Consider the following 499-nt stretch of genomic DNA (forward strand, 5'->3'; position numbering starts at 1 on the left):
CTTGTTTGGGGTTGCTGCTGGCAGTGTGATATCTCGCTTATTTGTCAGGTATTCCAGCAACCTTGCTCGCCACACTGTGGCGAGATTAAAGGCGTTGAACAGATATTTACCTCTGCTTTTTTGCCACTGCTTTTTGTCTTTGTTGAAGCTTCCAGCGGGAATGATGAAGTGAAGATGCGGATGGTAGTCTCGGCGTCTGCTGTGGGTATGCAGTACTCCCGTGAAACCTATCTCTCCACCAAGTGATTTTGAGTTGTGTGCAAAGTCTTTAAGTACACTGGCCGCAACTGAAAACATAGCTTGATAGAGCAACTCAGGTTGATGTTTTGCAATGACTCGAAGCTCACAAGGTAAAGTGAACGTCACCATGTAATACTCAACGGGCAATAGCTTAACCTGTTGTTTAGCTAGCCAATCTGCTGTGGTGTTGTGCTGGCATTGAGGGCAGCTCCGGTGACCACATGAGAGTGGATAATCAGTGGTATGAGTACAACTCTGA

1 protein-coding gene is annotated in these 499 nt (G+C 46.5%); it reads right to left on the reverse strand.

Annotated features, from left to right (window positions below; translation table 11 throughout):
* On the reverse strand, positions 1-499 hold a 499-nt coding region (locus BEL05_RS20650; RefSeq protein ID WP_139151934.1), incomplete at both ends, for an IS91 family transposase.

The sequence above is a fragment of the Shewanella colwelliana genome (genome assembly GCF_001735525.1).
Taxonomy (GTDB): domain Bacteria; phylum Pseudomonadota; class Gammaproteobacteria; order Enterobacterales; family Shewanellaceae; genus Shewanella; species Shewanella colwelliana.